At 58.6% G+C, this 26052-nt stretch carries 20 protein-coding genes; 4 read left to right on the forward strand and 16 right to left on the reverse strand.

The window, feature by feature from the left end; genetic code table 11:
• Positions 1-37 precede the first annotated feature (37 nt).
• From IFO71_RS03930 to IFO71_RS03950, 5 genes are all read right to left on the reverse strand, one after another.
• Positions 38-871 (reverse strand): glycosyltransferase family 2 protein, encoded by an 834-nt coding sequence (locus IFO71_RS03930; protein ID WP_332309309.1) that lies wholly within the window; start codon positions 869-871, stop codon positions 38-40.
• Positions 872-935: 64 nt separating this feature from the next.
• The gene (locus IFO71_RS03935) at positions 936-1748 is read right to left on the reverse strand and encodes a sugar phosphate isomerase/epimerase family protein (protein ID WP_192028235.1); all 813 of its coding nucleotides are present in this window, start codon (positions 1746-1748) and stop codon (positions 936-938) included.
• The gene (locus IFO71_RS03940; protein ID WP_192028236.1) at positions 1749-2516 is read right to left on the reverse strand and encodes an NAD-dependent epimerase/dehydratase family protein; all 768 of its coding nucleotides are present in this window, start codon (positions 2514-2516) and stop codon (positions 1749-1751) included.
• Entirely contained in the window at positions 2504-3649 is a 1146-nt protein-coding gene (locus tag IFO71_RS03945; protein ID WP_192028237.1) for an FAD-dependent oxidoreductase, read from the reverse strand. Before IFO71_RS03945 ends, IFO71_RS03940 begins: the two co-directional genes overlap by 13 nt.
• A 10-nt stretch (positions 3650-3659) precedes the next feature.
• Positions 3660-4658 carry a glycosyltransferase gene (locus IFO71_RS03950; RefSeq protein ID WP_192028238.1) on the reverse strand — a complete coding sequence of 333 codons (999 nt, stop codon included), beginning with the start codon at positions 4656-4658 and terminating at the stop codon, positions 3660-3662.
• 112 nt (positions 4659-4770) lie between these two features.
• Here IFO71_RS03950 and IFO71_RS03955 point away from each other — a divergent pair, with 112 nt between their 5' ends.
• Entirely contained in the window at positions 4771-6303 is a 1533-nt protein-coding gene (locus tag IFO71_RS03955; RefSeq protein ID WP_192028239.1) for a hypothetical protein, read from the forward strand.
• Between the two features lie 51 nt (positions 6304-6354).
• On the opposite strand, the gene IFO71_RS03960 is transcribed toward IFO71_RS03955, so the two are convergent.
• From IFO71_RS03960 to IFO71_RS04000, 9 genes are all read right to left on the reverse strand, one after another.
• Positions 6355-7155 (reverse strand): class I SAM-dependent methyltransferase, encoded by an 801-nt coding sequence (locus IFO71_RS03960; protein ID WP_192028240.1) that lies wholly within the window; start codon positions 7153-7155, stop codon positions 6355-6357.
• Entirely contained in the window at positions 7152-7844 is a 693-nt protein-coding gene (locus tag IFO71_RS03965; protein ID WP_225444363.1) for a class I SAM-dependent methyltransferase, read from the reverse strand. Before IFO71_RS03965 ends, IFO71_RS03960 begins: the two co-directional genes overlap by 4 nt.
• A gap of 130 nt (positions 7845-7974) precedes the next feature.
• The gene (locus tag IFO71_RS03970; RefSeq protein WP_332309310.1) at positions 7975-12849 is read right to left on the reverse strand and encodes a glycosyltransferase; all 4875 of its coding nucleotides are present in this window, start codon (positions 12847-12849) and stop codon (positions 7975-7977) included.
• A gap of 41 nt (positions 12850-12890) precedes the next feature.
• Positions 12891-13883: a glycosyltransferase family 2 protein gene (locus tag IFO71_RS03975; protein WP_192028243.1), complete on the reverse strand. Its 993-nt coding sequence runs from the start codon at positions 13881-13883 to the stop codon at positions 12891-12893.
• 29 nt (positions 13884-13912) lie between these two features.
• The gene (locus tag IFO71_RS03980; RefSeq protein WP_192028244.1) at positions 13913-15619 is read right to left on the reverse strand and encodes a glycosyltransferase family 2 protein; all 1707 of its coding nucleotides are present in this window, start codon (positions 15617-15619) and stop codon (positions 13913-13915) included.
• A 412-nt stretch (positions 15620-16031) separates the two neighbouring features.
• Positions 16032-16775 (reverse strand): ABC transporter ATP-binding protein, encoded by a 744-nt coding sequence (locus IFO71_RS03985; protein WP_192028245.1) that lies wholly within the window; start codon positions 16773-16775, stop codon positions 16032-16034.
• A gap of 2 nt (positions 16776-16777) precedes the next feature.
• Positions 16778-17653 carry an ABC transporter permease gene (locus IFO71_RS03990; protein WP_332309314.1) on the reverse strand — a complete coding sequence of 292 codons (876 nt, stop codon included), beginning with the start codon at positions 17651-17653 and terminating at the stop codon, positions 16778-16780.
• Positions 17601-20579, reverse strand: a complete 2979-nt coding sequence (locus IFO71_RS03995; RefSeq protein ID WP_192028247.1) for a glycosyltransferase — start codon at positions 20577-20579, stop codon at positions 17601-17603. Before IFO71_RS03995 ends, IFO71_RS03990 begins: the two co-directional genes overlap by 53 nt.
• Before the next feature lie 38 nt (positions 20580-20617).
• Entirely contained in the window at positions 20618-21169 is a 552-nt protein-coding gene (locus IFO71_RS04000; RefSeq protein WP_192028248.1) for a DUF4349 domain-containing protein, read from the reverse strand.
• A 152-nt stretch (positions 21170-21321) separates the two neighbouring features.
• Here IFO71_RS04000 and pyrC point away from each other — a divergent pair, with 152 nt between their 5' ends.
• Positions 21322-22425: a dihydroorotase gene (pyrC, locus tag IFO71_RS04005; RefSeq protein ID WP_425502866.1), complete on the forward strand. Its 1104-nt coding sequence runs from the start codon at positions 21322-21324 to the stop codon at positions 22423-22425.
• Between the two features lie 434 nt (positions 22426-22859).
• On the opposite strand, the gene IFO71_RS04010 is transcribed toward pyrC, so the two are convergent.
• On the reverse strand, positions 22860-24074 hold the full coding sequence (locus IFO71_RS04010; protein WP_192028249.1) for an acyltransferase family protein: 1215 nt from the start codon (positions 24072-24074) through the stop codon (positions 22860-22862).
• A 23-nt stretch (positions 24075-24097) separates the two neighbouring features.
• Between IFO71_RS04010 and IFO71_RS04015 the strand changes: the two genes are divergently transcribed.
• The gene (locus tag IFO71_RS04015) at positions 24098-24328 is read left to right on the forward strand and encodes a hypothetical protein (RefSeq protein WP_192028250.1); all 231 of its coding nucleotides are present in this window, start codon (positions 24098-24100) and stop codon (positions 24326-24328) included.
• 181 nt (positions 24329-24509) lie between these two features.
• Positions 24510-24806, forward strand: coding sequence for a Fic family protein (locus tag IFO71_RS04020; RefSeq protein WP_332309311.1), 297 nt, complete (start codon positions 24510-24512; stop codon positions 24804-24806).
• Between the two features lie 133 nt (positions 24807-24939).
• Here IFO71_RS04020 and IFO71_RS04025 read toward each other — a convergent pair whose 3' ends face one another.
• Positions 24940-25962, reverse strand: coding sequence for a DUF2333 family protein (locus IFO71_RS04025; protein ID WP_332309312.1), 1023 nt, complete (start codon positions 25960-25962; stop codon positions 24940-24942).
• Positions 25963-26052 lie beyond the last annotated feature (90 nt).

A 26052-nucleotide genomic window follows, 5' to 3' on the forward strand; every position in this document is an offset into this window, starting at 1 on the left:
GGCCGCTGTTCAAATCGCTCAGATGCAATCAGTGAACTCACGGGTTATAGGCGCCCGCGCAGGCTTTGGCCAGAACCGACAGCAAGGACAGATTCCCACGCATGCCCGCAATCTTGGTCGGCACCTTGCCCGAGGCAGGGTAGCGACGCACGGTCGGCAGCTCCTTGCAGCGGTAGCCCAGACGGGGCGCCCGATAGCTGAGATACGCCAGCAGTTCGTAGGTATCGAATATGTCGCGGAACACGGCCACTCGATCATCCAGCAACAAGCGACCGCTGTAGGCGCGAAAACCCTGCGTGGTATCGGTCCAGGGGAAACCGGAGGCCAAGGCCAGGGCCGGCGCATGAATCAGGCGAATGGCGAACTCACGAGACCGTGGCGTGTTCTCTCCCACACCACCGGCGATAAAGCGCGAGCCCTGCACAAAATCAATGCCATCTTTCAGCGCCCGCAGAAAATCGGGGATGGCTGCGGGATCATCCTTGTTGTTGCCATCAATGGTGACCACGCCGAGGTAGCCGGCCTGCAACACAAAAGCGTACGCGCATCGCAGCTGCGCGCTAAGCCGACCGGGGCCGGTCTTGCGCAACAGTCCCGCCACCTGGGTCTGCTCCAACAATGCTTCAGGCAACGAGCCGTCGCTACTACCGCCATCGACGATAATGATGTCGGCGGCCTGGGGTATCTGCAATTCGTGCATCCGCTGCAGCAAGGCGGCGATGCGCTCTCCTTCGTTGATCACCGGAATCACGACGCAGTACTCATGCGCGCGACTTTGCCAGCGAAGCACCTCAAAGGCTGGCACCTGCCAGTGTTCTGGCACTGACTCCTCGGTGAGAATCTGGGTGGGCTGTGGTTGTGTCTTGGTCACCTGTCAACTCCAAGGGCCGCGCTGTCGAACCCGACTAGATGCATACGCTTTGCGATTGCAACGATCAGCGATAGTGAGCAATCGCTGCGGATAGCGCTGCCTCGATCGCCGCCTCAACCTGATTACCTTCCGGCACCAGCATCTCAATCGTCAAGTTAAGCTCTGGCCGGCGTGCCCTGAGCGCTGTAGCGAACTCGGCGTGATCGGTTGCGCCGGAGCCCAGCACTGCGAGCCTGGGCTCACTCAAATGCACATGCGCGATTTCCTGAGCAAACTGAGTAATCATGTCGGCCGCGCTCTCGCCCGCCATGGTCGCCGCTCCCGTATCCAGCTGCAGGCCAATGCCTGGGTGCGCCAGCTCACGAACGAATTCGCCTGCCTCGCGAGTGGAGGTGAGGAAATTGCAGCCATACTCGACCGGATTTGGCTCCAGGCAGACCACCACACCGTGTTGCACGGCGATGTCACCGAGGCGGGCGAAGAAGTCGAGCGCCACTTGCCGGGCCGCTTCGGCACTCAGGCCACTGCAATCTCGATTCCTGGGCGACCCGAACACGAGACACCTTGCGTCCAGCCCGTCCCCAATCGCACAGACGTGGCGCAGATGTTCAAGCATCGTCTGCTGCACTGCGCTGGCGCCAAAGACATTCAGACCACGGGTGCCAAACAGCAACGACTGCATGCCCGCAAAACCCACTCCGCGCTCAGACCACCAGGTGCGGACTCGCTTGATGTCAGCGTTCGTGGTGGCCGGGATATCGGCAAAGTACTTGGTCGGAGCGACGTCGATCAGATCAATCTGGTGTCGCGACAGCAGCTGCAACACCTGCTCGTCGAGCGCGGTATCCCAGGCGATATTCGAGATTGAGAGTCGCATTCAGGCCTTCCGCGGCTCTGACTGAGCGTAGCAACGTATCGCCGTGACGGATTCGCGTTCGCTGTACTGATAGACGCCCGCCCCCCCCATCTGCACGGCATGGCGCGAACGAAAATCATAGCTTGCGGGCGTCACCGGCAGTTCCACCCGATGCTGGATGCCAAAACAACTTTCAGCCACATCCGCCATCGCCAGCGGCGCTGCGGTCAGGTGCAGCAAGGACAAGCCAAGCGCCTGCGCGCGTTGCAGATCAGCATGAAGATTCACCATCGGATAGAACTGGAAGCGGGCTCTGCCGTCAATCTTCTCCAGCTGATTGTTGTTGTGCAGATCGAAGATGGCGTTCTTCTGCAACCCAGGGCCAACCAGACCTGGTAGCCGTACGATCAGATGATCGGGGAACCTGTCAGCAACAAACTGCTCGAGCATGCGCCGATGACGGCCGTACGGCTGCAGCTGCGATTGATCAATAGGTGATTCTTCGTCAACGGCAACGGGCTCGGGAAACACATCGACCGTACTTATCAGCACAAAGCGCTCGCAGCTCACCTGCTCAAGATGGGACATCAGCCCTTGGATGCTTGCTAAGTCCGAATCCGGATCCTGATTCGCCAGCCATTTCTTGGCCGGTGCGCCAGCACACACAATCTCGGCAAAGGATTGCCCTCTGATGCTGGCGATATTGGTCGATCGAAATCCGGCAGCGAAGCTGCGCTGCCTTTGAAGCGTTGAGCCAACAAAACCGGTGCAGCCGATCAGGGCATCCATTCATCAATCCTCATCTCTGTGCCGCTCGCCGAAACGCCCCCGCGCAAGGGCTCCTCGTCAAGCTTGTGCAGAACATCATAGATATTGTCGATCTTGCCACCAAGAATGGAATAGACACCCGGGATCAGCGATCGCTCAAGCAGGATAGGACGACCGTCATCCACCTCGTTGCGTGGCAGCAGGGCCTTGACCTCGAATATCGATTCGACGTGCTCGCACTGCTCCATGACCGGTAGCAATCGGCGCGCATCGCGCTGCATTCGGTCGAACCGTGAGTGCGACTGACCAGTCGTCTTCGTTGCCGAATCGGCACGAAGGGTTCGGTGCGGCGTGTAACGCACGTGGGTGAAGCTATGCAGCGATCGGGCCGGGAAGGGCATGATCGAAAAGAACGGGCCGTCCATGATGGTGATTCCAACACGCTGAAGCACAGCGGGAGGCTTGACCAGGGCAATCTCGGCGAACTCGCGCTTCAGTTCGGTATCGCTGGCGCCAAAAGAATTGAGCCCAGCATAGGTGCAATTGAACACATAGCTTGTCGACTCTGTCGACGCCTCAGCGCCCTGCTTTACGGTCAGCTCGACAGCCTCGCCGCGCCGGGCGACGGCTGTCGCCTTGCAGCCGTATCCAATTTCAACGGCATTCGCGCGAAGTGCGGCTTCGCACTGAGCGGCAAGCTTGGTGGCATCGAAGGCAAACTCCTCGACTTCGAATACCGCCTCGATCAAGCGTCGATCAAACAGGTCAACCCATCGCTTCTCAGCCGGACGCGCCGCCGCCCCGATCGCCCGACAAAAACGCTCAAACTGGTTTGCCGTGACTTTTGTGTCGTGACGGGCGATGGCGTATAGCTTGGTGAAATCAGACTGCACTGCACTCGGAAAGTCACGGACGAAGTGCGGAAGATTCGCTCTGCTTCTGAACGCGGTGGTATAGCTGCGTGGGTAGTGATAGCCATTGTGGACGCGAGCCTGATTTCCATAAGAGGCCCTGCTTAACAGGCTCGCCTCGCGCTCAATCAGCAATACTCGTGGCAAACGGCGCCGCACCTTCAAGTACAGTGCCAGCACAGCGCCGTAGAAGCCGCCGCCTACGACCACGGCATCCCACGCGCCGCCCCGCTGGGAGCTCACTCCCGCGCCCTCATCCGCGCGTGTCGCCCATCTCGGCGATCTGCTCTACATTCGCCCGCTCGTTTCTGGTCATTCTCGGGCTGTTGAACTCTTCGGCAACGACACTGCCCCAATCCGGAGCAGAACGAGACGATGGACTCAATGCGTACTCGGACAACACCAACAGCACCACCGAGATCAAAAAGAACATTCCAGACTGCTGCAGGGAAATCGTCACCCATCCCGGCGCAACGTCATCCTTCAGCAAGGCAACAGCCAATACGTAGATTGAGTAAATGACGTTGGCTGTTGCGCCAAAAACGCAAAGCGACGTCGCCACGCGGAGTGGCACGCGAGAAGTCGACACCAACATTCGTGCACCGCGATCCAGGCCGTCACGCAGCAAGCGCTTGCTCTCAAGGTGCGGCGCGTGACGGTAATCGAGCCGCGCGCTCTTGAAGCCCGTACGCACGCCGACATGACGCAACTGAACCGCAGGGTGCGGCGCCTGCAGCACATGGTTGATTGCCCGGCGACTCAGCACGCGATAGGACGCTGCATCGGTCTCGAATGCAGCCCCATGGGCCAATCGATAGACAAGATCAAACACCTTGCCCGCCAGACGATAGGGCACACTCGCTCTGCGGCGCTGCAGATTCCTGGCCACCACCAAATCAAAACCATCGCGAACCCGCTCAATCAGACTGGGCAGCTCAGCCACATGGTCGTTGCGCGCATCAAGAATGCAGGCGAAATCGCCAAGACATCGCTCCAAGCCAACGACGGCCGCAGAATCATGATCGGTCTCCACGGCGAGCGCGAATACCTGCACATTCGGCACCGCATCGTTGCTGAGATGCGTCTTCAGCAAGTCAACCGTCTGATCGGTGGAACAGTTATCGACGACAATCACTTCCCAGTCGCGCGCTATCTTCGCCGCCGCAGAAGCGACCTCGTCGACCAGCCTGCAGATACTGGCCTCCTGGCTTTGAACCGGCAAGACAATCGACAGGAAAAATTGGCCGCTCATTCGCTTTCGCTTGAACCCGAGGTCGGGCTAGGATAGCCGGTTGAGGGCATGACGACGAGCCTGAAAATGGCCGACTCAGGATTGCCCATCGAGAATCTAGTGAGGATTGCCAATGGGTGGTATCGAGTGGGCAGCTCGGTCGATAGAGCAGATGGCGGCCTGGGCCGATCGTGTGGCCAAGAGAGCAGACGCGTTTGCTTGGCTCAATCGCACTTCGCTCATGCTGGAACGACTTTCCTTCGCAACAGTGTGCTTGTGTGTAGTCGCCACCCTGGCGGTCGTCTTCGCAGCGATGAGCACTGCATCACTCTGGCAAGACGAGCTGGCCACAGTGATGTTCTTCAGCAGCCAAGGGCCGTGGCATACGGTGACCACCTATGCATCGGGCTCAAACAATCACATTTTCTTTAATCTGCTCAACGCGCTGACACCCAAGACCGATCCGTTTGACCCGTTACAGGCGAGATTTTGGTCCTTTGCATCAGTTGCCGCCTGCGCCACTTTCCTGGGCGTTTTCTTTGCTCGCCGCGGCTTTTACCTGGAAGGCGCAATCGGCCTTGCCTTGCTCTTCCTTAGCATCCCGCTAGTCGAGCTCTCTGGACAAGCCAGAGGTTATGGCCTGGCAGGCCTGGCAGCCACGGCAACCTGCATCGCCCTTGTTAAGTACAACGAAAGGCCTGCGCTCGCGCCGATACTGGTTGTCGGGGTTGCCACTGTCCTGGGCAGCTACTCCCTCTTGACCTACCTAGCGCTGGGGTTCTCTGCGCTGGGTGTAGCCTTCGTTTTCTCCAGGGATTATCGCTGGGTGGTGGTGGGAGCTGCTGCCTTCATCGTGCTGGTGGGACTGCATGCGGCCGTCATCGATGATATCTACAGAACCAGCATTGGCTGGGCGGCCAAGTGGGGCGCGCCCTATGCGACTATCAATGCAACAACGCAAACCGTAAGCCAGTACTTCCTGATTGGAGCATCCGATCAACTGCTGTTCTTTCTGTTCTCAGCGCTCGCGCTTGGAGCGATGATCGCAGAGGACACAGCGCATACGCGCGCCGCCCGAATGCTGCTTGCTACCTCATTGCTGTTCCTCGCCGGTTGCCTCGTCATGAAGACGACGACTGTCCGCGCCGCGTTCTTCGTCGCTTACCCCCTGACCGTTTGCATGTTGCTACTCGTCTCGCAACTCCGACGCTTTGCCGCCGTTCGCTTGTTGCTCCCGCTGATGGCCGTTCTTGTGGGCTTTGTCGCTTCGAATAAATCCTACGGACAGATCGATCGCTTTGAGTACTTACCGCGCGACAACTGGAAAGGTGCCGCGGAGTACATTGAGTCAAGTTTGCCGCCAGGAACGCCGGTTTATGTCAATCAGCGCGCGCACAATCTTCGCGCCTACTTATCTGAGGATTTTCCGATCGTCAATAGCTTCGATGCCGGCCAGTTTTCGAAAGGACTCATGGTTGTCGTGGACTTTGCGCTCAAGCCTGAAGACCGGTTCGATACGACGCAACTGGGATCCGCTTGGAAGGAAACGTCCATTCCGCAACTGCGCAATAGTCGAATCATCATTTACCTAACTGCTGGTTGCTGCGGAGTAGATGACCATTCGACACCTACTAAGCCCGGAGTCACCCCCCCCAATATTCCTTAGCTCAGGCAGATGGCTCGCCTGGTCGTCGATATAGCACCATTGCCGCGTCGACTAGATTAATGAAGAGGGTACGCCTTGCTTAAATATCGCCTCTTCAAATCTGCTCAGGAAAACGTGAAACTCATTTGTCCGAGACTTTGTCGGATGAACTTCAATGTCATTGAAAGCCAAGAAGCGAAATTCTCTCAGTAGCTGCAACAGCTCTCTGCAAGAGTCGCAGGTGAAGACGTGGCAGTGAACATCTGCATAGTCTCTTTTAGACAAGCGATCCGCCAGTTCTAGCACTTGGCCCGGTGTAAATCGGCGCTGTGCAATTGCCTCGAAATGACGGCCAGACTCAACATCCGCTACCCCCACGCTCTTGTGGTGCCAGAAATGATCGATAATGTTGAAGATATCCGGTGACTTTTGCTTTAAGAGATGTGCACGAAGTAAGTCAACAAAATTTGTGTCGCGCCTAACGATGTCAAATGTATAGCGCCGATCTGGGATTGATAGAAAAACCACGCCGCTCGAAGTCAGCATTCGCCCCAGGCCAAATAGCCAACTGATAGTGTCTGGCACATGTTCAATAACATGATTGGCGATGATCAAGTCAAACTGCTTGTTGATGCAGAGAGACGGATTGGCTTGGCTTATCACATAGTCGACATCCACAAGCCGACCAAATTCGTACCGTGGATTCTGCGGACTGCTCGCCGCCAGCTGAGATCTTGTCGCGTAATCGGCAAACTCGACCTTGAACCCATCCTCCTTCCTGAACATCGGGGAATCCAAAGCTCCAATTTCCAGAATGAGGGCATTGGTGGGGTCGAGACGGGATTCCACCGCAAGCCGACGATCGGCGCTCATTCACTCGCCTCCGAATAGAGCAGAGTCAATGGCCCTAGCCGACTAATCAACGCTTCGAGATTGCCAGAGTGAGCGGACATCTGAGCGGTAACAATCACCTCTCTGTACGTCTCGAATCCCAACGGGCGAACCGGCTTTTCCCCGTGCAACTCCTTGTCATAGGCATGCTGATCGATCGGCGCCGACAGCGGCAATATGCTTCCGTCCGCCGAACTTCTGACTACACATCGACCATAAATATCGAATCGAATGAGCCTCCCCTGAGACAGGATTCGACTCAAAATTGCGTAGAAATCCAGGCACTGCATCTTATTTCGGTGGCCGCGCCAATGGGACCAATAGTGCTTGAGCCCCAGGCGAAACAGCGGCCCGTCCGCGTCAAACCAAGGTTGCCGCACGAACACAAAATCATGCGCAATCTCCACAGCTTTATCAATGAAGGACTCGGCAGCAGCCACAGATGGAAGATGCTCCAGCACATGCGACATGGTCACGAATGAAACGAACTTGGTGCTCGGCACCCTAAAGATGTCGAGCACCATCGCGGTGTGGCCATTTTCTCGGGCCGATTCAACCTTTTTCGAATCGATATCTATGCCGACACCCTCGACGGCGGGGCAAGCACTGCGCACGAATTCGATCATTGCTCCATGACTGCAACCTAAGTCGAGGAAGTCGCAGTCGCTCAACAAAGCGACTTCCTGTGGAGACAAATCACTCCTCGCTGCACCGTCTAGAAGACTCGATGATTTGACCATTTCTTGGACATCCAAATTAAACGTCGAGTTGCACTTGGAAGACAGCTCCGTCAAGCCAAGTTTATGCATCAGAGCTTTCGCAACTCCAATCAATCAAGTGAAGGGTTCGCGCGACCGCAGACCACCAGTGCCGCCACCGAACTTGTAGCGTATGTCCACTCCGCAGCTTCTGAAACCCATTGCGCCCCATCTGAGCAGCGAAGCCTGGCTCTAAAAGCAACCTCTCGATATGTGTTGCCCACTGCCCGGAACTACTGGCCACAAATCCATCCACTCCATCTTGAATCATGGCTCTGTACTCCGCTATGTCGCTAGCTACCACCGGCAGACCGAGCGCCCAGAGGTCAAGAATCTTGATCCTGCTCTTGGAACCATTGAACGCACTGGGGGCCAGTGGCGCTATTCCTATGTGCCACCTATTCGTCTCACGAAGCCAGCTTACGAATGCAGGGTACTCTGAATCTTCACATTCACATACGTTTATCCATGGCCTGACAGGAGCGGAGGCCGTCATGCCCACTAGGTCGAGAACGAATCGTCCTTCATAACGATCCCATAGCTTGTCCAGTGCTGGCATCACCATCTCAAGATCTGCGCCATGAGTCTTGGTGCCCATGGCAAGAATTCGAAGAACTTCGCCATCACGAGGAGCAGCGGGCGAAGTGCCCAGCCGCCAAAGCGAAGCATCGAGTGCGTTCGGGATGACATGTACGTTTGAGTTGAGGCGCGCAAGGTCCATTCTAAGCGAGTCAGTTGATACAACAACAAGATCCGCCAGCCTGACAAGCTCTACAATGCGTTCCGACTCGCAGTCATAACTGCCAAACTCGCAGTGGCCGTTCTCCATTTGCCAAAGACGGTCGTCAATCTCAAAGATTACTCGAAACCTTCTACTCGACTGCAATGACCTGAGCGTCTCGATTCCCTCATCGTGCGAGATAGCAGTTCGTTGAACCCAAACTGCGTCGCAAGCATCAAGTTCGCTCAGGCAATTGATGTTGCGCACGTCGATCAACGATCTTGAGACAAGCTGCTGAAGCGGCAGGATAGATCTGATGTATGCAGATCCGGTCGGCCTGCCATCGCCCCTCGTGGGGTGAATTACCCCAATCCTTGGCGCGGAATCAGTCGCTTCAGTAGGACTTGCCTCATCGTAGGAGTCAAGTCTCGCGAATAGCTCCAGCTCAGACAGTGCGGCAGACTCCACACTGTAGCGTGCGGCAGTTGCAATACCGTTCTTCGCCATTCTTTGCAGCAACTCTTGATTCGATGCCGCAGATGCAACGATGTGAGCAATCTGAACCGGCGAATCCACCGTCGTGTCTATTACTAGGGCGTTTTCTCCGTCCACCGCATACTCATCGCCACCGCCCTCTTTCGGCACGGCGGGGACACAACCGCACGCCATCGCCTCCAACCCCGTTCGACCAAAGGCTTGGTAGTCGGACAAATCCAAGAAGATGTCCGATGATCTTAGAACCTCAGCAACGCCCTCTCGACGCAACTCGCCTAGGTTACACTCTGCGAACTCGGCACCTTCTTGCGCCCAGATACTGTCATCTTTCGACGCCCCAAAGAAGACGAATTGAATACTGTTGCCAAAGATCTGTTTTAGCTCCTTGGCAACCAAGAGTGTTCGGACAGGGGCTCTCCTCGGCGTTGAAGGACGAATCATCGCACTCACGACTAATCGATCATGCGGCTTGGGCTCAGCACGTGGAAAATACACGTCATGGTCGATCGAGGGTGAGATTCTATGCATCTTCGTCGGGTGCTTCGATGCCACCGTTCGGCAAATCCAGCTTGTCTTTGCCATGCCGACCATTTGGGGTACCAGGCCGTACGAATTGACCGCTTGCTGATAGTGCTCTGACCCTTCCTCAAAGAAGAGTGGCTCATAGTCTTGAATGTAGTAGACAAGAACCTTTTCTGAGTGCTGACCCACAATCTTCTTGGCCAGCGCGACAGAGTGAAACACTGTTGCGACGACCACTCGAAAGTCTGCAGCAACAGCTGCTAACTCAGCATCGTCGCGATAGAAGAACACGAATCCAGACAGCTCGCGCACGTCTGAATACACCCCCCGAAAATGCTCCTCTGACGACTTCTTAACCGCAACTGCGACTCGAATACCTCGCAGGTACATTGCTCGAGCCTCTTGCACCACTGAATGGCTCCCCCCCCCGCCACCCTTGACCGGCAAGAGAAACATTACGCTAAGTTCTCGGCTGCGATTTGCAATCCAAGCCGGCAACAAGGCTGCCCGAATCGCTTTCTTCGCGCTTGCGCGTGCATGCCCCAATTGCAGGTTTTCCCGCAGAGCCCGAACTGCCTCACTAATCGCTGACTCGCCGTGCTTTTCCCTCAATCGCTCTGATGCGTCAGCACTGAGTCGATCTCGCTCCTTAGCGCCGTAGCTCTTGGACTTAGAGTGATAGATGTACACGTCAGTGGCCACAGCCATCTCGAAGCCCGCATTGGCGGCCCGCAAACAATAGTCATTTTCCTCTCCATAGCCTCTTGGGAAGGACTCTTCGTCCAGGAAACCGATCTCAGCGATGACGGACCGCTTGATGCCCAGACAAAACCCGTTCAGCAGTGGAACACGTGGGAAGCCGGCTGCAGGGTGGAGGCGGGTCAACTGCGCCATCCTTGAAACCGAAACTCCAGGCGGAAGCGGGTTCACAACAAACTGGCCATCAAACCCCAAACAATCGGGTATCGATTGCCAACTTGCAGCATTGGACATCGTACCCACCAATCCAATGCGCTCGGAGCTGAACGCACAGTTCAGCATACCCTGCACCCATCCTCTAGGCACAATGGTGTCGCTATTTAACAGAACAACGAATTCAGCTGTTGAGTGACGTAGCCCGTGGTTTGCAGCCTTTGTGTAACCTCTACCAATCGGGTGCTCCAACAACACAACAAACGGCGAGTCGACGGAAAACTCCCTCAACATGCGAGTTGTCTCCAACTCTGACCCATCGTTAACCAGTATCAATCTTTGGTCAGCGGATAGATCAGGTTCCAGACTACGCAGAAGCCGCTCAACATCGGTGGGCGCGTTGTGTACGCACACAACTATCTCAGCGGCCCTCCTCTCGGGCTCTCGCGAGCCGCACCGAGGAGAAGGCTCTACTGTGCCGATAGTTTGCCACGGGAGCTGCCGGTGCTGTTCTGAAGAGGAGTGCTCAGTTGTATTCCTCGGCGCCTCGGCAACGATAGACCTTAGCATTTCCGTGGGCTCTATCAAGGACCTCAGAAGCCCGACTCCCTCAACCTGAAGCTCTGACTTCTGCACCAGCCAACTGTCTAACGCCGCGGACAGAGCCCGTTCCATGTTGCTGAGATGGCCAAGAAGGAAATCAAGCGCATTAGGATCTCTCCTTCTCGCCGCAATCAAACTCGGCACGGCAACAACCGCGGAACCTATTCGCCAACTCCAAGAACTATGAATTGCCTCGACAGCGCTTCGACAGTCGGATAGCCATCCAACAACACTTCGGATCAACTCGTGCAAGTCACCCAGGCTCGCGAGACTCTTGGAGCTGCAAATCGTCTCCTCAAGCCCAGCTACGACTCGCTGCAGCGCTTCCAAGCATTCAGCTTCACGCTGCTGCCTGAGTTGCAGAGAGGATCGCACGTATGCGCTTCGCAACTCAGCCTCCCGCCGATCTGTGCGCTCCCGCTCCACAGCAAGCAAAGCCGCAGATCGGTCCGCCGTCATCCTCTCAAGTTCACCACGTAAGGTCGAAACAATAATTTGGTTACCTGCAAGCTCCGTCTCAAGCTGTCTGGCTCGAAGAGAAATCTGCGCCCTGGTAGCCTCGGCGATTCCGATGCTTTCGTGAAGCTGCGCGACATGCTGTCGCTCCCGTCTCAACGATTCTTCGAGGAGCTGGCGATCGCGTTCGCTCTGAACCCGGCGAGCAGAATCTTTTGCGATTTCTCCACACGCCCACTCAAGTTTCTCACCAAATTTGGGAATCAATTCCGCTAGACGAACGACGCCACTCTCAAACGATTGAAGTTCACTGCGTTTCGTAGTCTCATTTGGTTCTGTCGCAGCTTCCGTGTCGCGACCGACGAGGTCGCGTGAAACTTGGGCAACAAGTTTTGCCCGCACTGTTTCGTGCCTAACAATTGTGGAAAACGAAGTCTCACTTAGCGATTCCCTCGCTATCTCTTCGAGCGCACATCCTGCGACGAGCGAGTCATACAGACGAATGGCGGAGTGGCTTGAATAGGACTCGACATGTTGATTCAGTGCCGATCGACGCAGCTTCGGGTCCACGAAGCGCGAGATCTCCTTATCAGATGGCATCTCAATTGACCGGACACCATGATCCCTCAGCGCGCTATAGATTGAGTGAACAGCCTGGATCGGATCATTCAGTAGGACATCAAAGGTCACTCGGATGCAGTCGGTAGATGCGAGAGCCGCAGCTGCTGACTTTGTGTATTTTTCCCACAACGCCAATCCGAGATCTAATGGGAACTCGTTGCGTTTGAGAAGCGACACAGCAACTTCAAGCGGATTTCTGACAACATGAATTGGGAGAGGCATCTCCAGGTTCTTGAGCCAGTAGCCAGCGGTAAGGCAAAGTCTTGGATCCTTAATTACCCAAGGCCTGTTCCCATCGAGCTTAAGTGCAACCAACTTGCTAGCCTTGTCGAAGGCTTTCACCGCATCTGCCGGAACATCTCTCTTGCCCCATGCTGCTACTCTGTCCCAATCGCAACCGACGGAAGCCAAGAGATGTTCGTTCGCGGAACGAACATCTCGCCTTTCCCAAAAGCCTTTTGGATTCTCGTCACCTACTCCAGAATCTGTTAGCTCCAAATCACTGCCTACATACGCCCCCATTAGGTTAATCAGGCGCGTCAACATAGACGTTCCAGATCGATGCATACCAACTACTAAGATTTGCACTCTTCCCCCTTGAACGGCCTCTCACATGCCGTGAATTTCACTTAAGCTTCCCGGTTAAACAGCCCTTTGACAGCCTGTCTCACGTATCCGCGATCATAGAACTTTGGATCGATACACCGCTGAAGCGCTTTGTGGCCGCGGTCTCCAATCTGCGCCAGCAGTACCCGTTCCCGCCAGAATGTGCGTGCACCGCTCAGCGCATCTCGGTAAAGCCTGACCACGACGCTGAACTTTCCTCGCAGTGTGTGGCGAACAACCACCCCGAGGTGGAGCAGTGCAATGTGCGCCAACGATAGGAGCAAGAGCCTGCCTGGCAGGCTCTTTAGCAGCAACCAGATGGAGTTTCGGATTCCGTGATAGAGAACGAAATCGGAGAAACCGCCACCGCTGCTCGCCTGCCCCTTGTGCAAAGCTACGGCACCGTCAAAGTAATCAGGCTCAAATCCCAGCAAGACGGCCCTGAGCGCAACATCGGTGTCCTCGGCATAGCAGAAGAACCTGTGGTCAAAGGTGTACCCATAAATGCGCTGCAGCTCGCAAAGCAGCCGTCTCGAATACACCGCGCAGCCACCGGTAGGACCAAGCAAGGGTTCTTCCACTGACAATCGGTTGGAGGCCAGCATCGAGCGATACATCACGATGCCCAGAGAGTCGACTCGTTGCGGGTCGGCATACTTCATCACCCGAGCAGCACAGAGATCGCCGGCGGCGTGATCCTGCAGCCAATGGGCAAGCGCTGGAAGTGCCACTGCATCGTTGTTGAACAAGAAGATCCGCATAACCTCCGAGTTCGCCAGCAAGCGTCGAATCTGAACATCGACTGCAGCAGCGAAGCCCAGGTTTGAGCCATTCTCAATCAGTTCGGAGGGCAAATCGAGCTTGGAAATGCCATCCCGCAAGATTCGTCGCTGTTCTTCAGTCGACGCGTTGTCCACGACCGCCACAGTGAGAAACCCCAGCCCTTGCTGTTGCAGCGAAGCGAGACACTCCAGGGTGTCGGCGCTGGTATTGAAGTTGACCACGATCACGGCCATGTCGGCGCAGCTCCGCCCTGCCGAGTGCTCTATGCCCATGGCAGCGCCACTCGAGGCGCACGATCAATCAGGTAGGCGCCATGCATGAGGGTGAGGTTTGGATTGTAGTGCCTGTCCTCGGGCCAGTCCGTGCCTGGCACACTGATTGAGGAGTCGGTCAGCGCAACTAGAGTTGGTTGCGTTGCAACGAAATCTGCGTGCGGGGTGATGACAGTGTCCATGCCCGCGCTTTCGACTCGACGGCTGAAGTCGAGCTCAAGAATTCCAATCGCTAGATCAGAGAACCCGCCCAACTGCTGGAACACATTTCGGCGCACAGCCATCGCCGCTGCGCTCACCGCGCTGGCGCGGCGCAGAAGCTCGAGCTGGCCAAAGTAGCCGGGCGTGGCGACCGGGAATCCTCGATGCGGAGAATCCAGGCCACCGAACATGCCAAGCACATAGCCAGCATGCAGCACTCGCCGGCTGGCTTCTATGATTCGTGCACCTGCAACACCGACGCTTGATATGGAGGCCAAGGCCACCAGTTCGGATACCGAAGCAGGGCCTGCCGGCTCAACACCCGCGGACGCGAACAGCAACACGTCGCCCTTGGCGATTTTCGCCAATTGATTGAGTCGTGCCGCCCGCGTTGCAGACTCAGGTCGCGGCGCGACAGAATTCACCGCCCGATCGGGGTCTGGGAACAAGCATTCCACCGCCAGATTGGCATCCAGTCCCGACAGCGCGCGTTGCCACGCGGCAAGATCGCTGGGTGGAGCGTCGAACAGAACGGAAACGGTGATTGTGTCTGACGGCGGCGTTGGCCTGAATCGATACATTCCCGGAAACGCGCCTGGCTCAATCCTGCCCGGCCGCTTGGTATTGGTAAGGTAGTCGGCCAACGCACGCAAGGCTGCGTCGGCGGCGTATGATTTCTGGCCCATGGCCTGCGCTGTAGAGCCGGGAACGGCGCGCCAGTGATACAGCACATGTGGAATGTGGAACACGCTGCCCGAGCCGGCCTTGGCCAGGCAACGCAGCAGGAGGTCATAATCCTGACTGCCCTCATAGCCTTGACGAAACCCACCTACCTCGCGCATGAGCTTCGTTTCAAAAACGCCGAGATGGGAGAACAGGTTTTGTCCAAGAATCAGATAGGAGTCCCAGTCTGGCTTGAAGTATGGGTCGTAGTGAACACCCTTAACATCGATCTTGTCCTCGTCGCTGTAGATTAGCCGTGCCCCTGGATTGCGATTGATGCAGTCGACCACGCAGTGCAAAGCGTGTGCGGGCAGCAGGTCGTCCTGATCGAGCAGGGCGGTAAACTCGCCTGCGCAAAGATCGAGGGCCGAGTTGCTTGCGGCGGAGATGTGCCCGTTCTTGTCTCTGAACACGACCTTGATGCGTGAATCTCGCGACATCAGTGTCTTCAGGTAGTCACGGCAGCTCGGGTCATCGGAGGCATCGTCGGCAATGCACAGCTGCCAATGTTGATAGGTCTGCTCAAAGACGCTATCGACGGCCTCCCGGAGCAAGTCGAGGTCAGGCTTGTACACCGGCATCAGCACTGAGATCAGCGGCTGCTGCGTGAACGCCCTGCTTCGCTCGCGAAGCAGGCGACGAGCCTCCAGACTGGCCACGCCGTGCTGCGCCACCCACTTGGCATAGCCAAAGCCAAAGTGAGGCGTTCCAGGCGCCGCCAGCAGCAGATCCAGAATGCCGCGCAGGCGGCCGGCCCGCCATCCCAGCAACAACAGCCTTGCCGCCTCGGCAGCCGTGGCCCTGGATCGGCTGGCTGCCGCCACCATCGACCAGCTGCGATGCCAAAACGCCCTGAAGCGAGAGACCGGCGCCAACGCTATCGTCGATGCCGGCGGATTTGATTGCCGGCTGGACAGCTGCACCCGAATCCGTGTGGCTGGTGCACTCACATGCAGGGTGACGGAATGAGATCTGCAGTGCGCTGGCAACTGCAATGCGTGACTGGCGCCTAGCCCCGATTCTGACACCACTTCGATGCCTAGCTCGGCATCACGCAGGCTGCCCCGGCAGCGCAACGTGAGGCATACCCAACCGGGTCGTTCAGCAATGAATTCTTGATCGACGACGAGCTTGAACGGCACTGCTAGTCACCGCAGACGAGACAGCGAACCAGGATGACCGAGCTCACAGCTCATCGTCCTCGGACGGCAGGGGTAGATCACGTGAAGGCGGCTGTTCGTCCGCGTTGCTCCTACGGTAGCTCTCAAGCACTTCGTCGGCCGGCCCCAACATGATGCTGCGCCCGTGTTCAACCCAGAGAAGCCGATCACACAACCGGCTCAGCGTCGAGTCGTTGTGCGATACCAGCACCACGGTCTGATCGCTGTCGAACTTCTCCCTTAGCGCCTTGCTCGATTTCTCGCGAAACTCCGCGTCACCCACGCTCAAGGTTTCATCGATCAGCAACACATCGGGTTCGAGTTGCATGGCGAGGGAAAAACCCAGTCGCGACACCATGCCGGAGGAGTAAGTATTGATAGGCTGGTCGAAGAATCGTCCCAGCCCGGAGAACTCGGCAATTCGCTCAAGCTTTGATTCGATGGTGCGCCGGTCAAACCCTTGCAACAGGCCGCTCAAGATCGCATTGTCGCGCCCGGTCAAGTAGTGCACAAAACCGAGGTTGATGGCTAACAACTGAATGCTGCCATGGCAGCGAATGATCTCTCCGCGGTCGGGCTCAATTGCGCCCGCCAGCACTCTGAGCAAGGTGCTCTTGCCGGCGCCGTTGCGGCCGATGACGCCCAACTTGTTGCCATGCTTGAGGTCAAGATCGATATGATCCAAGGCCCAGAAGCGCTGCCCCATCAAACGCCTTTGCATGGGAAAGGCGACGCCCACGCCGCAGAGTCGAATAGCCGAGTCAGACATGGTTATCGCGGCAGCTTGGGGTAGTAGCGGTGCAGCCGTTGAATCAGCGCCGCAGCAGCGACTGCCAGCAGCGTGCAGACAACAGTGACCTCGATGAGCCCGACGAAATCCGGCCAGCGCGAATACAGCAACACCTCGCGCGCTTCCTTGATCAGAAAAGCCGACGGATTAAGAAAGAAGACTTCCTGGATTGCCGGCGCCAACGTTGTGGCATCGTAGAAAATGCCGGAAAGAAACATCATCGCCACCAACACGTTCTCGGCAACAAAGCGCAGGTCGGGCACGAAGGGCACAAAGGCCGCCAACCACAGCGTTACCGCCGCAAGGAAAGCCAGCTCAGCTATCAGCACCAGCGGAAGCGCAAGCAGTGCGGGCGAGCGCCCGTAGCCGAGCACCAACAGTATGGCGATCAAGATACCGAGCACGATGGCGAACTTGACCGTATCACTGAGAATGGTTACCAGCGGGAAGACTACTGGAGGCAAACGTACTTGCAGGATCAACTGGTGGGCTTCAAGAATGGCGTTGGACCCATGGGATATGCAGGACTTGATCCACTGCCACATCACCAGGCCGACCAGGATAAAGGGCAGAAAATCTTCGGTGGCACGCCCCAACACTTTGGCAAACACTACCCACAGCACCACCATGAACATCAGCGGCTCGAACACCCACCACATGAAACCGAGATAGGTGCGTTCGCGCTCTGCGCGTAGGTCTGCGTAGGACTTGAAGGTGACGATGTCTACGAAGCGCCGTAGGGACATCTTCTGGTTTGGCGAACGGATCGCGGTTGTTGCCCCGGTTCTTGGCGCCAAGCCCGATTCACTTTCTTGCAACGAACTCACGCAGGATCTCCTTCCATGTCGACTGCACATGCGCTGCAAAGCACGTATCGCGCACTTCCATCTGTGCTCTTTGACCAATCGCTTGCAGCTCGTTGCTGCGCTCGCGCAGCCCCGCCAGCACCGCAAACCAGCTGGGCACATTGTCGCCGACCAGGATTGAATTTACGCCATCTTGCACGGTGAGTGGGAGTTCTGGGCAACGCGGCAGAACCGGGCACAGGCCAGCCGCCGCCAGTCTCATCTGCCACAGCTCCAACCGACCGCCGCCGCCATCCGAGGTCTCGGCCACCACAACGCCAGCGCGCCATGGGCCGCCACACATCAAGAGCTCACGCCAGTCCGACTCGGTGGCCGGCTGCAAGAATGGGTGCTCAAACTGCCAAGCGACTGGTCGCTCACACTCCAAGGCCAGCACGACGTCACCCAGTTGGTCCCCCAGCTCGACCATTGCGGCCGCGGCCGCCGACCGTTCTGCGCCCTCCAGAACGATGAACAGCAAGCGCGGTTGAGTGCCAGCCGAGGTTGGCGGCATCGAGGCAGACCAGTCATCGGACAACACCAGCGGCAGCACCTTGGCAGTCAGCCCGATCGCTTCGGCTTCCATGCGGGTCCATTCTGAGTACACCAGCGTGCCAGCCGCGTGTTGTTTGACCAGCTCTACGGCGACCGTCGACTGGCGCAGTCGACGCCATTGCTCAGCAAAGCGCGGATGAGATGGGTCGGCATCCAGCAGCCAGGGCGGACAACCGTTGCTTGCGGGCACTGGTAACGCGCCCGTGGCATCGATGTGATCGATCATTCCGCACAGGCTGGCGATAGCAAGGTCGGCCTTGGAAAGAGCATCCACGACGTCGGAACAGTGCGAGCTTAAACCTCGCCAGTGCTGTCCCACATGCTGATCTGCGAGAAATATCGAAACGCCGGCCGGCTCTGCTGGCTTGGCAGCGAGTAGGAATGCAGCCAGCTCTGAGCGCGCTGCCGCGAATGGCGTGTACTTCGCCACCGCGGCGATCGCGCGCGCTCGCATGGCGCGCAGAGAATCCTTGGCTTGCAGTGCTTCCACGATGCGCTGTACACACACGGGCTCGTCCTGCACATCCACAACCAGGCTGTTGACGCGGTCTACTGCATACTCGCCTGTCCCGCCGGCCGATGGCACCACCGGCACGCAGCCGCAGGCCATCGCTTCGGCAGCCGTTCGGCCAAATGCCTGGTAGTCGGACAAATCAAGGAACAGATCGGAACGCCGCAGCACGCCTGCTACATCGGCGCGATTGAGTTGCCCAAGAAATTCACTGCTTTCGATCACATCTGCCCAATCGTCGCTGAGCTCGTGTCGCTCGCAACCAAACAGTAGGACGCGAAGCTTGTTGCCCAGTGCCCGGGCAATTTCTCGAATAACCCGGATGGTGCGCTCCGGGCCGCGCCGAGGTGTCGAGGGGCGCAGCATGGCGGAGATCACCGGGACTCCGGTCATCACCCTATCGGCGTTGGGGTAATAGACATCGTGATCAATGCTCGGCAGGACTTTGACAACCCGTTTGGAATGCGCACTGGCAACCTGTGCGCATAGCCACTCTGTCTTGGCATATAGGACCGCAAACTCGACTCGCGTGTAGGAGGAGAATGCTTCTAACCAGGCAGGTTCTGATTCGTCGTAGAACCAGGGCTCGTAGTCCTGCACATAGTAGGCGAACGCTGCGCAGATACCGCGCTGCTGCAACTGCTCAATCATCGCCACAGAAGTGAACACCGTCGCAATGATCAGGTCGACGCCTTCGGTGAGCGCCTCGAGCTCTTCAATCTGCGCAAATGGGCGGACCCACTGGCTAAGATTCTGGATGTCCGGATAGGCATCGAGGTAACTGGCGAGGAAACTCGCCGGCACGGCCAGCCGCGCGTCAACGCCCATGCGGCGCATGGCCTGCGCTTCTTGGACGACCGAATGCACGCCACCGCCTCCGGCGCTGGCCGGCAGCACGAAAAGAATACGCCCACTGAACTTGGGAGTCCGCCTGACTTCGAGCGGAGAGACTATTCGAGATGCCCAAGCCCTCGCACGACGCAATGGCAACGACTCTCGACACTGGGCGACGGCGGAATGCAGGCGTGCAGCACCATGCAGCTCAAGCAATTTCAAGTCGGCAGCGCGAGACAGCTCCAGCCGTTGATCCGTGGTGAAACTCATCGTCTTGTGATGTGAAACAAGCACATCATTGGCGACTGCAAGCTGAAACCCTGCGTACCCCGCACGCAGACAGAAATCGTTTTCTTCACCGTAGCCACGAGGGAAGTTGGCCTGATCGAAAGTGCCCACCGCTCGAAACACTTTCGACTTAACCCCCAGGCAGAAACCATTCAGCAAGGGCACTCTTGGATAGGTCGGGGGACTCTCTGCCGCGAGATCCGTCGCCCAGCGCTTAAGCTGTTCAGTTGTCGGCACCTGATTCTTGCTGAAGCTGCCGCTTTCATCGAACACCTCGGGTACCGACTGCCAGGAAGCGGCGTTCGAAAGGGGCCCAACCAGCCCGATATGGCGATCACTCAGGGCGCAGCGCAGCAGGCCTTCCATCCATCCCGGAGCCACTTCCGTGTCGCTATTGAGTATCACCACAAACTCTGAACGAATCTCGGCGAGACCCGAATTGAGTGCAGCGGTGTATCCGAGATTCTGGTCATGGCGCAAGAGGGAGCCGAACTCGACTTTGTCCACCCACTCTCGCAAAATCTTGGCGACCGTGGGTTCCGAGCCGTCATCGATAATCTGCACACGGTAGGGGACCGTTCGGGCGAAGATAAGTGAATCCAAGCAGCGGGCCACGACGTCGGCGGCATTGAAAACGCAGACCAGCACGACCGGCCCCACTACATCTTGTTCGACCTTGAAGCCGAGCCTTCCCTCGACGTGAGACAGCCACCAGCGCAGCAGCGGCCCATCGGAATCTTCGTGAACCATGGCGCTTGGCGATGCTTGTTGGGCGCCCCTTCTTGAACTCATGACTCCCGCGACCAGCGAGCAACACGGGCATGCGCATGCTCCAGCGCACTGGGTTGCAGGTTCAGGCCTACTCGATTCAGCATCTTGACTGCTAGCCGTGCCAATCGCCATTGCCAGGATCGCATGAACGCCTCGATGCTCAGCTCGACTTCACTGGCCGCGCTTTTCACCTCGGCGCGATAGCTCGCCAGATCGCCCTGGGCCTGGTCAAGCTCGGACTTCAGTTCGGCAATCTGTTTCTCAAGGGTACTGACCAATTCCCAAGATGCGCTTGACATCGCCAGCAAGCGACGCAGCCTCGACACCTCCGCCTGCAGCAAACGTTCCGAAGCGCAATCGCCAGCTTGGCTCTGCGAACCAAACAGGCGGTTGAGTGCGGCCATCGCCACCAAGGCCTCATCGGCGACCAGATCGCTCCGGGCTTCGCGGGCGAGGAGATCAACAAAGAACGACCGAAAGCGCGAGGTCAGTACATCATCCGGTTCGTTTGCATTCAACGCACCTAGAACCGATTGCAATTCTTCGCTGAGCCGGGGTGATTCAGTCAAAACTAGCACCTGTGTTGCGATCGAGGCCACAAAGCATTCCGCCGGGACCGGCCTCAGCCGGCTGCATTTTCACCTGTCGCTCACAGGTTATTCGGCGCACAGTAACAAAAAACGGCTATGCATAGGCAACAAGCCAGAAAGAATGCTAGCAGTTGCCGGAGCGCTCGACGAAGGACCATCATGGTCGACTTGCACTGCACGCCGATCCGAACATGAATACTAAACAACGAATCTCACTCACCCGCCCCGACGATTGGCACCTTCACCTGCGCGATGGCGATGCGTTGCAGGCTGTTCTGCCAGACACCGCGCGCCAGTTTGCCCGCGCCATCGTGATGCCAAATCTGCGCCCCCCGGTAACGACAACGGCGCTGGCATCGGCGTATCGGGAGCGGATCTTGGCAGCCTTGCCTTCCGGCATGAGGTTTGAGCCGCTGATGACGCTGTACCTCACCGACAACACCTCGGCCGATGAGATCGTGCGGGCACGGGAGAGCGGCTTCGTGCATGCGGTGAAGTTGTATCCGGCGGGGGCGACGACCAATTCGGATGCTGGGGTGACGGATCTGCGGCGGTGTTCGGCCGCGCTGGAGGCGATGCAGCGGGTTGGTATGCCACTGTGTGTGCATGGGGAGGAGACGGAGTCGTCGATTGACCTGTTCGATCGCGAGAAGGCGTTTATCGATCGCACCCTGATTCCGTTGCGGCGTGATTTCCCGGGCTTGCGAGTGGTGTTCGAGCACATCACCACGGCGGATGCGGCTGCCTACGTGGCTGAGGCGGAGGGCGAAATCGGAGCCACCATCACCGCGCATCATCTCCTCTTCAACCGCAATGCGATTTTTAAGGGCGGGATTCGGCCGCACTACTACTGCTTGCCGGTGCTGAAGCGGGAGCGGCATCGCGAGGCGCTGGTGGCGGCGGCGACGTCGGGCAACGCGCGGTTCTTCCTCGGCACCGATTCGGCGCCGCATGCCAAGGGCGATAAGGAAGCGGCCTGTGGCTGTGCTGGGTGCTATACCGCGCTGCACGCGCTGGAGCTGTATGCGACGGCGTTCGAGCGGGCCGGCGCGCTCGACAAGCTGGAGGGCTTTGCCAGCTTCTTTGGCGCCGATTTCTATCGCTTGCCGCGCAACAGCGGCACGGTGACCTTGGAAAAGGTGGAGCTGCGTATTCCTGAGTCGCTGCCGTTTGGCGAGAAGCAGCTGGTACCGCTGATGGCCGGGGAGACCTTGGGCTGGCGGTTTGTGGGTTGAGGGGGTGCGGCGGTTTGCTTGGGTTGCGGCGGGGTCATCCCCCTCTCCCCAACCCCTCCCCCTCCAGGGGGGAGGGGCTTTGAGCTTGGCGGGCGGCGGCGTTTGGCGCGACGGTTGCGCCCCGGAACTCCCTCCCCGGTGTTCGGGGAGGGCTGGGGAGGGGTTAGGGAGCCGGCCTTTCCCTACCCAGGCCTCGCGCAGCGAGGTTCCTGGGGAGGGGCTTTGAGCTTGGCGGGCGGCGGCGTTTTGCTGGGTGAGTCGCTGCGTCGATGCCGGCTACCGCGGGCCCGTTCCCAAAGGGGTGGTGCGGCAGATTGTTTGGGTTGCGGCGGGGTCATCCCCCTCTCCCCAACCCCTCCCCCTCCAGGGGGGAGGGGCTTTGAGCGTGAGGGCCTGCGGCGCCTATGGCGGCGGTGACGCGCCGCTGATACCTGCTACCAGGGGCCCTTTCCCACCGCGGGGGCGGTGCTACGGTGGCCGCGGGCCCAGCGCATGACGGGGCGTTCCAGCCAATGCCAGGAGAGGGCCGAGAGGGCGAAGGTGGCGATCACGACCACCGCTGCCAGTTGCCACGGGGTGTCGGCCAGCCAGCGCTGGGCCAGCAACAGCACGCCCATATGCCAGAGATAGATGCCGTAGCTGAGGTCGCCGAGACGCTTTGAGTGGCGCGATAGCGCGGCGCCGGGGTTGGGTGCACGCAGCGCCCAGTGCACGCTGAGGCCGGCGGCAAGGGCAACGCCGCCGTACAGGGCGATCAAGCCGCGTGGCTGGTTCAGGCCTTGGCCTGGATCGGTTACCAGGACAAGAATCCACTGCAGAACCACGGTCCAGGCCAGCACCACCGGCAGCAGCATCAGCAGGGCGCGGCGCCAGCTCCAGGCGCTGCGGGTGGTCAGGGCGAAGCGCCCGGCCAGCATGCCGCCGCCGAAGGTGATCAACACGCCCGGCAGCTGGGTGGAGACGTAGAACACCAACAGCCCGGGGTCGGCGCCTTCGGGACGTACGTGCAACCACCAAAGCCCGAACCGCCAGAGCAGCGAGATCAGCAGACAACTGGCCAGCAGCAGGGCCAAACGCACTCGCAGCAGCGGCCCACCGATCAGCAACAACAGGGCGTAGAACTGCATCTCCACGCCGAGACTCCAGCTCGGGCCATTGATGGCACCGTGGGCCGCGGGGAACCAGTTGTGCACCATCAGTAGATGGGTGATCAGCTGGAACAGGCGATCGGGCGCGGTCAGTTGCTCGGGCGCCACGAAGAGCACGAAGGCGATACAGGTCAGCAGGTAGAGCGGCATCACCCGCGCCACGCGACGACGCCAGAACGGTCGCCGCCAGGCCTCGCCGTAGCGCGCCTGGAGTTGCGCAATCGAGATCACCATTACCGCGCCGCTGATGGCAAAGAACAGATCCACACCCCAGAAGCCGGCGTGAAACCAGATGAGCGGGCCGATCGCCGGCAGCGGCACCTTGCCGATCGCCACGAGGTGGAAGAACAGCACGCTCAACGCCGCAAAGCCGCGCAGGGCATCGAGCCAGACGTAGTGTTTGGCCGCGGCGTTTGGCGGCGGTGACGCGGTCTTCAGGCGAACCTCGCGAATGGGCGGTGTCGGGGGAAGCGGTTCCAGGGTTGCGGCATGATGTCCCATCAAGACAGATCAAGATACTCGCCATGGCCCGAGTTCTTCGCGAAAAGTTCGCCTCACAGGCTGCGCCCGAAGTGTTGGCGGCGCTGCGCAAGATTGCCGAAGTCCAAGGTCGGCAGTTTCAGGCCGTGCTCGATGATGCGCTGCGGGAGTATATCGACCGTCAACAGTCCGAGTCCCCGCGGCGACACGTCATGACGTCATTCGCGACAAGCCTGGAAGAGTTTGATCATCTCTATCGCCAGCTGGCGAAGTAGGCTGTGCCACGCGATTTCCTGACGGTGGCCGATGTACTTGGCATGCACACGGCGCTCATCCAGCGCTACGGTGGCGCGCCGGGCTTGCGCGACCCAGGGGCATTAGCAGGCTGCTGAGACTGATTTCACCCGCCTGCTTTTTGCGCGCCAAGGACGGCGCGCGCGAAAATCAAACGCGTACGTGTTTGATTTCCGGCAAAGGTGGCGCGGCTTCGCCGCGACCGTTTGCGCTGGAAAAACTCCCGGAAGGAGTTTTTCCAGCCTGTTAAAGTCGGCGCTATTTCGGCCTCAGACCGGCTACTACGAAGATGTTGTGGCGGAAGCGGCCGCCCTGATGGAGAGCCTTGCCATCAATCATCCCTTTATCGATGGCAACCAGCGCATCGCGTTTGCCACGGAGGATGTCTTCGCGAATCAAGGGCTGGCGGCTACAACGCTCGTCGGATCAAATCTGCACGGAGATGATGCAGATGTTTGATGCCGGGGGGGATTGATATTGGCCGTCTGCAGCCGTGGCTACCCGCGTTCGCGGGTGCGCTTCTTGTATGACTCGCTCGGCTTCCCCCTCTCCCCAACCCCTCCCCCGCCACGGGGGAGGGGCTTTCAAAGCGTTAGCCGCGCTCCAGCAGTTTGCGCAGATCGATGACGGCGGCGTTGGCGCGCGAGATGTAGTTGGCCATCACCAAGCTGTGGTTCGCGAAGAAGCCGTAGGGTGAGCCGTTGAGCACGATCGGCGATGACAAAGGCTGCTGCGCCTCTTCGAGTTCGCGGATGATCTGCCTCAGCGAGACCAAAGCGTTCTTGTCGCGCAGCACAGGCTCGAAGTCGACTTCAACGGCGCGCAGGAAGTGGCTGAGTGCCCAGACTGAGCCGCGAGCTTCATAAAACACATCATCGACTTTCGACCAGGGGGTTTTCACTACACGGGGACTTTCGCCGGGGGTGGACTGCTGGGCATCCTTGTCGCCGGCAAGGTCGGTGTCGATGCGCTCCTGACCGACACTGGCGGAGAGGCGCTGCGACAGCGAGCCAAGACGCTTCTCCACCACGGCCAGCCAGTCGGCCAGATTGTCGGCGCGGGCGAAGAACTGGGCGTTGTATTCGTCGGCATCGCTGAGACGATCGAGGTAGGCCTCCATGTGGCCAATGGCCTTGCGGTACTGACCTTCCGAGGCGGGCAGCAGCCAACGATCGCTGGGAGTGGAGAACAGCGGATCGGCTTCGAGCAAATCCACGTCTTCGGTGCTCTGGGTCTGCGAGCGCGAGAACTCGTTGCGGAAGGCCTTGGCCAAGTCTCGTACCTGGATCAGCGCACCAAACTCCCAGTTGGGAACATTGTCCATCAATACGCCGGGTGGGCCGAAGTCGTTCGACAGGTAGCCGCCGCGTTTGTCGAGCAGGGTGTTGCCGACGTCGATCAGGGCGACCGTGGTCGCCGTGCCTACGACCACCGGTCGGCCGTCAGCTGCGGCACGTTGCTGGGCAGCCTTGGCCACATCGAAGGGTTCGGGCTCGTAATCCCACCACCACATCAGCGAAAGCGTGATCAGCGCTGCTGCGGCCAGAAAATACGAAACGACCCGCAGCCACACGCGGGCGCGGCGATGCTTGTTGTCGAGTCCAGCTACTTTCACGTGACTCTCCTGTTCAGCGCCGACACGGCGGGTCAGACTGAGATTCTACCATTCGAGCCGGTAGCCATCCCTTACTGTCGATGTTCGACG

The organism is Pseudomarimonas arenosa (assembly GCF_014841215.1).
Lineage (GTDB): Bacteria > Pseudomonadota > Gammaproteobacteria > Xanthomonadales > Xanthomonadaceae > Pseudomarimonas > Pseudomarimonas arenosa.

What these genes read in the sequence shown, in the direction of transcription:
- IFO71_RS03955 (WP_192028239.1), top strand. Translation starts at nt 4,771, where the DNA reads ATGGGTGGTATCGAGTGGGCAGCTCGGTCGATAGAGCAGATGGCGGCC.
- IFO71_RS03960 (WP_192028240.1), bottom strand. Translation starts at nt 7,155, where the DNA reads ATGAGCGCCGATCGTCGGCTTGCGGTGGAATCCCGTCTCGACCCCACC.
- IFO71_RS03940 (WP_192028236.1), bottom strand. Translation starts at nt 2,516, where the DNA reads ATGGATGCCCTGATCGGCTGCACCGGTTTTGTTGGCTCAACGCTTCAA.
- IFO71_RS03985 (WP_192028245.1), bottom strand. Translation starts at nt 16,775, where the DNA reads ATGTCTGACTCGGCTATTCGACTCTGCGGCGTGGGCGTCGCCTTTCCC.
- IFO71_RS03950 (WP_192028238.1), bottom strand. Translation starts at nt 4,658, where the DNA reads ATGAGCGGCCAATTTTTCCTGTCGATTGTCTTGCCGGTTCAAAGCCAG.
- IFO71_RS03935 (WP_192028235.1), bottom strand. Translation starts at nt 1,748, where the DNA reads ATGCGACTCTCAATCTCGAATATCGCCTGGGATACCGCGCTCGACGAG.
- IFO71_RS04010 (WP_192028249.1), bottom strand. Translation starts at nt 24,074, where the DNA reads ATGGGACATCATGCCGCAACCCTGGAACCGCTTCCCCCGACACCGCCC.
- IFO71_RS03990 (WP_332309314.1), bottom strand. Translation starts at nt 17,653, where the DNA reads ATGTGCAGTCGACATGGAAGGAGATCCTGCGTGAGTTCGTTGCAAGAA.
- IFO71_RS04015 (WP_192028250.1), top strand. Translation starts at nt 24,098, where the DNA reads ATGGCCCGAGTTCTTCGCGAAAAGTTCGCCTCACAGGCTGCGCCCGAA.
- IFO71_RS03995 (WP_192028247.1), bottom strand. Translation starts at nt 20,579, where the DNA reads ATGGTTCACGAAGATTCCGATGGGCCGCTGCTGCGCTGGTGGCTGTCT.
- IFO71_RS03975 (WP_192028243.1), bottom strand. Translation starts at nt 13,883, where the DNA reads ATGGCCGTGATCGTGGTCAACTTCAATACCAGCGCCGACACCCTGGAG.